At 71.7% G+C, this 7,561-nt stretch carries 7 protein-coding genes and 1 pseudogene; 1 reads left to right on the forward strand and 7 read right to left on the reverse strand.

Annotated elements, in window-relative coordinates:
• Positions 1-247 precede the first annotated feature (247 nt).
• From ACWCO3_RS28305 to ACWCO3_RS28315, 3 genes and pseudogenes are all read right to left on the reverse strand, one after another.
• Positions 248-1,336 (reverse strand): annotated as a pseudogene (locus ACWCO3_RS28305) (xanthine dehydrogenase family protein molybdopterin-binding subunit); the annotation flags it as partial.
• On the reverse strand, positions 1,333-2,316 hold the full coding sequence (locus ACWCO3_RS28310) for an FAD binding domain-containing protein (RefSeq protein ID WP_450012926.1): 984 nt from the start codon (positions 2,314-2,316) through the stop codon (positions 1,333-1,335). The pseudogene ACWCO3_RS28305 and the gene ACWCO3_RS28310, both read right to left, overlap by 4 nt.
• A complete protein-coding gene (locus ACWCO3_RS28315) occupies positions 2,313-2,810 on the reverse strand; it encodes a 2Fe-2S iron-sulfur cluster-binding protein (protein WP_167524951.1) in 498 nt (165 codons plus the stop codon). The genes ACWCO3_RS28310 and ACWCO3_RS28315 overlap by 4 nt, the downstream gene beginning before the upstream one ends.
• 108 nt (positions 2,811-2,918) lie before the next feature.
• Between ACWCO3_RS28315 and ACWCO3_RS28320 the strand changes: the two genes are divergently transcribed.
• Positions 2,919-3,527 (forward strand): nucleotidyltransferase family protein, encoded by a 609-nt coding sequence (locus tag ACWCO3_RS28320; protein ID WP_450012928.1) that lies wholly within the window; start codon positions 2,919-2,921, stop codon positions 3,525-3,527.
• Here the strand turns inward: ACWCO3_RS28320 and ACWCO3_RS28325 are convergent.
• From ACWCO3_RS28325 to ACWCO3_RS28340, 4 genes are all read right to left on the reverse strand, one after another.
• On the reverse strand, positions 3,501-4,169 hold the full coding sequence (locus tag ACWCO3_RS28325; protein WP_450012930.1) for a TMEM175 family protein: 669 nt from the start codon (positions 4,167-4,169) through the stop codon (positions 3,501-3,503). The genes ACWCO3_RS28320 and ACWCO3_RS28325 overlap by 27 nt on opposite strands.
• A 107-nt stretch (positions 4,170-4,276) precedes the next feature.
• Entirely contained in the window at positions 4,277-5,653 is a 1,377-nt protein-coding gene (locus ACWCO3_RS28330; protein WP_450012932.1) for a GH1 family beta-glucosidase, read from the reverse strand.
• Positions 5,654-5,682: 29 nt separating this feature from the next.
• On the reverse strand, positions 5,683-6,522 hold the full coding sequence (locus tag ACWCO3_RS28335) for a carbohydrate ABC transporter permease (RefSeq protein WP_145781198.1): 840 nt from the start codon (positions 6,520-6,522) through the stop codon (positions 5,683-5,685).
• Positions 6,515-7,561, reverse strand: a 1,047-nt coding sequence (locus ACWCO3_RS28340) for a carbohydrate ABC transporter permease (protein ID WP_450012934.1), incomplete at its 5' end; no start/stop codon positions are given. The genes ACWCO3_RS28340 and ACWCO3_RS28335, both read right to left, overlap by 8 nt.

The following is a 7,561-nucleotide window of genomic DNA, read 5'->3' on the forward strand; positions in this document are numbered from 1 at the left end:
ACCCCGAGCAGGTCCGCAACCGGCCCCGGGGCATCATCGCCAACGCCAACTGCACCACCCTCGCGATGATCGTCGCGGTCGCGCCGCCCCGGTCGGTCCAGCCGAACCGCTGGGCGCCCTCACGCAGGCACGCCACCAGGTTGCGGCTGGTGAACGGCCGCGCCTGGTCCGGGTCGACAGCGGTGTCGTTGCGGACGCGCAGCTCCACCGGGTCGATGCCGACGGCGACGGCCAACTCGTCCATCGCGGACTCCAGCGCGTACGCGCCCGGGCACTCGCCGGGGGCACGCATCCAGAAGGGCGTGGGCACGTCGAGGCGGACCAACCGGTGAGTGGTGCGGCGGTGCGGAGCGGCGTACATGCTGCGGGTGTAGACGGCGGTCTGCTCGGCGAACTCCCGGATGGTCGACGTCTGGCTGATCGCGTCGTGGCAGATCGCGGTGAGCCGCCCGTCGGTGTCGGCGGCGAGGCGGACGCGCTGGATGGTGGGGGTGCGGTAGCCGACCGGCCCGAACAGTTGCTGGCGGGTCAACGCCAGCTTGACCGGCCGGTCCACGTGTCGGGCGGCGAGGGCGGCCAGCACCACCGGGGCCTTGGCGTACCCCTTGCTGCCGAAGCCGCCGCCGACGTGCTCGGCGACGACCCGGATCGACTCCGGCGGCAGTTCGAACAGCTCAGCGAGGGTGGCGCGCACCGGCGTCGCGCCCTGGGTGGAGTCGTGCACCAGCAGCCGCCCGTCGCGCCACTGCGCCGTCGTGGCGTGCGGCTCCATCGGGTTGTTGTGGTACGCCGGCGTCCGGTACGTGACGTCCACCCGCACCGGGGCGGCCGCGAACCCGGCGTCGAAGTCGCCTTCGGCGGTGTCGGTCGGGTAGCTGGGGTTGACGTGATCGGGCTTGTACAGGCCGGGGTGGTCGTCGGCGAGCACGGTGCTGTGCGGGCCGGCGTCGTAGTCGATCCGGACCAGCCGGGCGCCCTCGCGGGCCGCCTCCAGGCTGGTGGCCACCACCACGGCGACGTACTGCCCCCGGTAGTGCACCACCGGCTCCTGCAACAGCCACAACTCCCGCTCCGGGCCGGGCGCGAGCCGGGGCGCGTTGCCGTGGTGCAGCACGGCCAGCACGCCCGGCGACGCCAGCGCCTGCGCCGTGTCCACCCGCGTGATCCGGCCCCGGACCACCGCCGACGGCACCGCCCAGCCGTAGGTGACCCCGTCCACCGGGTACTCCACCGCGTAGCGGGCCGTGCCGGTGACCTTCTCCGGGCCCTCCAACCGGGGGTACGCGCGCCCGACCGCCCCGCCGCTCACGACCCGGCCGGGCTCGCCACCGCTCACGATGTGGCCAGTTCGGTGAGCGCCCGCACGGTGATGGCCCGGGTCAGCGGCAGCTTGAAACCGTTGTGTCGCAGTGGGCGCGCCTCGGCCAGCTCCGCGTCGGCGGCCTGCCCGGCCAGTTCCGGGCTGAACGGACGCCCCCGCAGTTCCTCCTCCGCCCGGTACGCCCGCCACGGCCGGTGCGCCACCGCCCCGTACGCCAACCGCACGTCGCGGACCGTGTCGCCGTCGAGGTCCAGCACGGCGGCCACCGAGCCGGCGGCGAAGGCGAACGACGCCCGGTCGCGCACCTTGAGGTACGTCGAGCGGCGCGCTGCCGGCAGCGGCGGTAACCGGACGGCGGTGATCAGCGCGCCTCGCGCCAGGGTGGTCTCGCGTTCCGGGTGGGTGCCGGGGGAGCGGTACAGGGCGGTGATCGGGATGTCGCGGGGGCCGCCGGCCTCGTGCACCTCCACCACGGCGTCGAGGGCGGTCAGCGCCACGGCCAGGTCGGACGGGTGGGTGGCGACGCACTGCTCGGACCAGTCCAGCACCGCGAGGTCGCGGTTCTGGCCGTGCAGGGCGGCGCAGCCGCTGCCCGGTTCCCGCTTGTTGCAGGCCTTGCCGGTGTCCTGGAAGTAGACGCAACGGGTGCGCTGCAACAGGTTGCCGCCGGTGGTGGCCATGTTGCGCAGTTGTCCGGAGGCGGCGGCGAGCAGGGCGCGGGCCAGCACCGGGTAGTCCCGGCGCACCGCCGGGTGGGCCGCGAGGTCGCTGTTGCGGACTGTCGCCCCGACGCGCAGCCCGCCGTCGGGCAACTCCTCGACGGTGTCCAGCGGAAGTCGGGTCACGTCCACCAGCACGTCCGGGCGTTGCACACCGAGTTTCATCAGGTCCACCAGGTTGGTGCCGCCACCCAGGTACGCGGCCTGCGGCTCGACCGCCAGCACGGCGACCGCGTCCGCCACGTCGGCGGGCCGGTGGTAGCGGAACGCCTTCACGTCGCCGCCGCCGTCTCGCGCACGGCCGCGACGATGTGCGGGTACGCGGCGCAGCGGCAGAGGTTGCCGGCCATCCGCTCGCGGATCTCCGCGTCGGTCAGCTCGGCGGGCGCGACGAGGTCGTCGGTGACCGCGCTGGGCCACCCCTTGGCGACCTCGTCGAGCATGCCCCGTGCGGAGCAGAGTTGCCCGGGGGTGCAGTAGCCGCACTGGAAGGCGTCGTGAGCGACGAATGCGGCCTGCAACGGGGACAGCTCGTCCGGTCCGGCCAGACCTTCGACTGTCACCACCGACCGGCCGTCCACGGTGACCGCGAGGACCAGGCAGCTCTTCACCCGGCGGCCGTCGAGCAGGACGGTGCAGGAGCCGCACTGGCCGTGGTCGCAGCCCTTCTTCGCCCCGGTCAGGCCGAGGTGCTCGCGCAGCGTGTCGAGCACTGTGGTGCGGTTGTCCACTGTCACCTCCCTGGACGCGCCGTTGACGTCGAACGTCAACCGGGACGAGTGCCGCTCGTCGGTCGTCGTCGCGTTCTCCGGTTCGTCCCGCACCGGGCCAGATTAGCCTTATCGGTATATGTCGGTGCGAATAACGCAAAGCTCTTCATGCCCGAGAGGACGACGGTGATCGCCGGACTGCTCCTGGCCGCCGGGACCGGACGGCGGTACGGCCGCCCGAAGGCGCTCGTCGAGCTGGATGGGGAACCGCTGGTGCGGCGCGGGGTCCGGCTGCTCGCCGACGGTGGTTGCGTACCCGTGCACGTGGTCCTCGGAGCGGGCGCCGACGAGGTGCCCGAGCTGCCCGGCGCGGTGCCGGTGCGCCACGACCGCTGGTCCGACGGACTGGGCTCGTCGTTGCGCCGGGGCCTGGCCTCGCTACCGGCCGACGTGCCGGGAGCGGTCGTGGTCCTCGTCGACCAGCCGCTGCTCAGCCCGGTCGCCGTCCGGCGGGTACGTGAGGCGTACGCCGCTGAGTCGGTGGTGGTCGCCACCTACGCCGGCCGGCCGGGCCACCCGATCCTGCTGTGCCGACGGACCTGGCCGCTGCTTAACAGGTACGCCGTCGGCGACCAGGGTGCCCGCGACCTGCTCCGCGAGCGTCCGGAGCTGGTGGTCGAGGTGCCCTGCGACGACGTCGGCACGCCCGTCGACGTGGACACCCCGGCCGACCTGCTCCGGCTGCGCCGCTCAGCGGCGCACGAGCCACCGGGGTAGTCCCTGGCTGGTCAGCGCGTGATAGGTGATCATCACGATGACGGCGATCAGGCCCAGCAGTGGGTTGACGAACCAGCCGAGCAGGCCGCCGACCCCGTACAGGACGAGGCCGGTGATCGGTCGCAGTCGCTGCGCCCGCACGTACCCCGGGCTGACCCGCTGTTCGAGCAACGCCGGGTGGCGGTGCAGGTAGCCGAAGAACACCAGCCAGGGGGCCGACATCAATGCCGCGGACAGCGCGTACAGGGCGACCGCCGCGCGCTGGTCGTCGATGTCGCCCTGGGTGAACGCGGACGCCAGCACGGCGGTGGGGAACGGAATGATCACCGCGCCGAAGAGGATGCCCAGGTTGATCCAGCTCAGCGCGAGGGTGGTCCGGCGGATCAGCCGCAGCAGTGCGTGGTGGTTGAGCCAGAGCACCCCGATGTAGACGAAGGACACCACGAAGGCGAGGTACGAGGGGCCCTCGTCGAGCAGACCGGTCAGCAGCTCACCCTCGTGGTACTCCGGCACCCGCAGGTCGATGACCAGCAGCGTGATGACGATGGCGAAGACACCGTCGCTGAAGGCCGTCATCCGGTCGGTGCCGGAGACCCGCCCGGTGGGCTCGGGATGATCGACCTCGTCGGGTGCTGCGGACATTGCCGCAGGCTAGCCACTCGTGGCGGCGGCTCGTGGCGGTTTCGTCCGACCGAAACACGAACGGCCGCCCAGGGTCACCCCCGGGCGGCCGTCCGCACTGCCGCGTCTCAGGCCACCGGCGTGGCGGTGCCGGTCGCCCGGGCGACCGCCTGGTGAGCGCGGATCACCTCGGCGTAGCGCAGACCGCTCGCCTTCATCGTCCGCCGCTGGGTGGCGTAGTCCACGTGCACCAACCCGAAGCGCTTGTCGTAGCCGTACGCCCACTCGAAGTTGTCCAGCAACGACCAGACGAAGTAGCCGTCCAGCGGCACGCCCCGGGCCACCGCCGACGCGCAGGCCGCCAGGTGCTGCTCCAGGTGGTCGGTGCGCTCCTTGTCCTCCACCGTGCCGTCCGCGGTGACCTCGTCCGGCCAGGCCGAACCGCTCTCGGTGACGATGATCCGGCCCGGCCGGTACTCCTCGTGCACGTCGACCAGCAGCCGCTCCAGCCCCGCCGGATGCACCTCCCAGCCCATCGCGGTCTCCACCGAGCCGGGGACCGGCACCTGTCGGGCGTACGGCGCCGCGCCGGTCGGATCGTCGACCACCAGCTGACGGAAGTAGTAGTTCACCCCGAGGAAGTCCGTCGGCGTGGCGATCACCGCCAGGTCGTCACCGCGTACCGGCGGCTCGACGCCGTAGGTGGCGATCATGTCGGCGGGGTAGCCGCGCCCGTGGATCGGGTCCAGCCACCACCTGTTGACGTGCCCGTCCGCCCGGCGGGCCGCCGCGACGTCCTCCGGCCGGTCGGTCGCCGCCTCGATCGGGCTGAGGTTGAGCACCAGGCCCACCGAGGCCGGACGGGCGGCGTTGGCGCGGATCGCCTGGGTGGCCAGGCCGTGCCCGAGCAGCACGTGGTGCGAGGTGTGCACCGCGCGGGTCAGGTCCCGCTCGCCCGGGGCCATCCGCCCCTCCAGGTGCCCGATCCAGGACACGCAGAGCGGCTCGTTGACGGTGTTCCAGTCGGCCACCCGGTCACCGAGGCGGCCGGCCACCACCGCCGCGTACTCGGCGAACGCCTCGGCGGTGGCGCGCTCCGGCCAACCGCCCCGGTCCTGCAGGGCCTGCGGCAGATCCCAGTGGTACAGCGTGACGAACGGCCGGATCCCGTCGGCGAGCAGCGTGTCGACGAGCCGGTCGTAGAAGTCCAGCCCGGCCGGGTTGACCCGACCGACGCCGTCGGGCATGACCCGGGGCCAGGCCACCGAGAAGCGGTACGCGTCCACGCCGAGCCGGCGCAGCAGCGCCAGGTCCTCCGGCCACCGGTGGTAGTGGTCGCAGGCCACCGCGCCGGTGTCGCCGTTGTCGACGTTGCCGGGTGTCGCCGAGAAGGTGTCCCAGATGGACGGCGCCCGGCCGTCGACGTCGACGGCCCCCTCGATCTGGTACGCCGCCGTGGCGACGCCCCAGAGGAAGTCGGGTGGCAGCTTGGACAGGTCGGGCACGGGATGGTTCTCCTCTGGGATCGGATGACTCACTTGACAGCGCCGGCGGTGAGGCCGGCGACGAAGTACCGCTGCAGGGCCAGGAATCCGACGACGACCGGGATGCTGACCACCAGCGAGGCGGCCATGATCTGGTTCCAGTAGACGTTGAACTGGGTGGAGTAGCCCTGCAGGCCCACGGCCAGGGTGCGGCTGCCCTCGTCGGTCATCACCGACGCGAACAGCACCTCACCCCAGGCCGTCATGAACGCGTACACGGTGACCGCGACGACGCCGGGCACGGCGGCCGGCAGGATGACCTGGAACAGGGTGCGCAGCGGCCCCGCGCCGTCGACCTGCGCCGCCTCGTCCAACCCCCGGGGGATGGAGTCGAAGTAGCCGACCAGCATCCAGATCGAGAACGGCAACGAGAACGTCAGGTACGTGATCACCAGGCCGGTGCGACTGGCGTACAACTCGATGCCGGTGGCGTTGCCCAGGTTGACGTAGATGAGGAACAGCGGCAGCAGGAACAGGATGCCGGGGAACATCTGGGTGGACAGCACCGTCACCGTGAAGACTCCCCGGCCCCGGAACCGGTACCGGCTCACCGCGAACGCGGCGAAGATGGCGATCGCCACCGAGCAGACCGCCGCGATGCTCGACACCACCAGGCTGTTCACCAGGTACCGGGCCAGCGGCACGGTGCTCCACATGTCGACGAACGGTTGCAGGGTGGGCCGGCTGGGCCACCAGGTGAAGCCGTTCTGCACGTCCTGCAACGGCTTCGCGGCCGAGGTCACCATCACGTAGAGCGGGATGACGACGAAGAGGGTGAGCAGGGTCAGCACGATGCGCCGGCCCCAGCGCTCACCGGCGGTCTCACGCATGGTCGTCCCTCCGACGGTTGGTGATCAGCAGGTACACGGCCGACACGACGAGCAGGAACAGCAGCAGCGCTACGGACATCGCCGAGCCGGAGCCGAAGTCCCAGGTCTTGAAGGAGCTGCGGTAGATGTGGATGGAGATGAGGTCGGCCTGCTCCGGAGCGGAGCCGCCGAACAGCACGAACGGGGTGTTGAAGTCGTTGAACGTCCACAGGAACAGCACCAGCAGCAGCACCAGGTTCACCGGCCGCAGCATGGGCAGGGTGACCGAGCGCAGCCGACGCCAGAACCCGGCGCCGTCGATCGCGGCGGCCTCGTACAGCTCGCCGGGCACGTTCTGCAGGCCGGCCATCAGGCACAGGAACGCGAACGGCCAGTTGCGCCACACCGACACCACCAGCAGCGACCAGAAGCTGTTGTCGCCGATCAGCCAGAACGGTCGCTCGCCCAGCAGCCCGAGCTGGTCGACGAGGACGTGGTTGACCAGGCCGGTGTCGCGTTGCAGCAGGAAACTCCAGGTGATCACCGCGGCGTAGACCGGCAGGGCGTACGGGGTGAGGAAGAGCGCCCGCAGGATCGCCCGCCCCCGGAACGGCCGTTGCAGTACGACTGCCGCCGAGATGCCGAGCAGCCAGGCGAACCCGACCGAGAGCACGCTGTAGGCCAGGGTGATCCAGAACGAGTGCAGCAGTTCCTTGCCGGCGGCGCTGTTCAGGTCGAGCGTCGCCCGGTAGTTCTCCCACCCCACGAACGGTGCGGTGGACCAGTCGCGGATGTGGAACTGGGTCAGCTCCAGCATGCTCATCCAGACCCCGACCACCATCGGGATCACGTGGATGCCGAGTTCCAGCAGGATGGCCGGGGCGAGCAGCAGATACGGCAGGAGCGAGCGGCGCGGGCCGCGGGGCCGGCGGGCCGGCTTCCGTGCCGGTGACCCGGCCCGGGGTTCGCGTCGGTCGGCGTCCGGCGCGGTGGTGCTGGTTGCCATCGGGGTCCTCTCGGAGTCGGTGGCCGTGGTCGGGCTCAGCACCCGACCACGGCC

This window comes from Micromonospora sp. NPDC002411 (assembly GCF_053592955.1).

Bases quoted from the DNA above. Each gene is read 5' to 3' on its own strand.
- ACWCO3_RS28325 (WP_450012930.1), bottom strand. From the start codon at position 4,169: ATGTCCGCAGCACCCGACGAGGTCGATCATCCCGAGCCCACCGGGCGG.
- ACWCO3_RS28320 (WP_450012928.1), top strand. From the start codon at position 2,919: ATGCCCGAGAGGACGACGGTGATCGCCGGACTGCTCCTGGCCGCCGGG.
- ACWCO3_RS28335 (WP_145781198.1), bottom strand. From the start codon at position 6,522: ATGCGTGAGACCGCCGGTGAGCGCTGGGGCCGGCGCATCGTGCTGACC.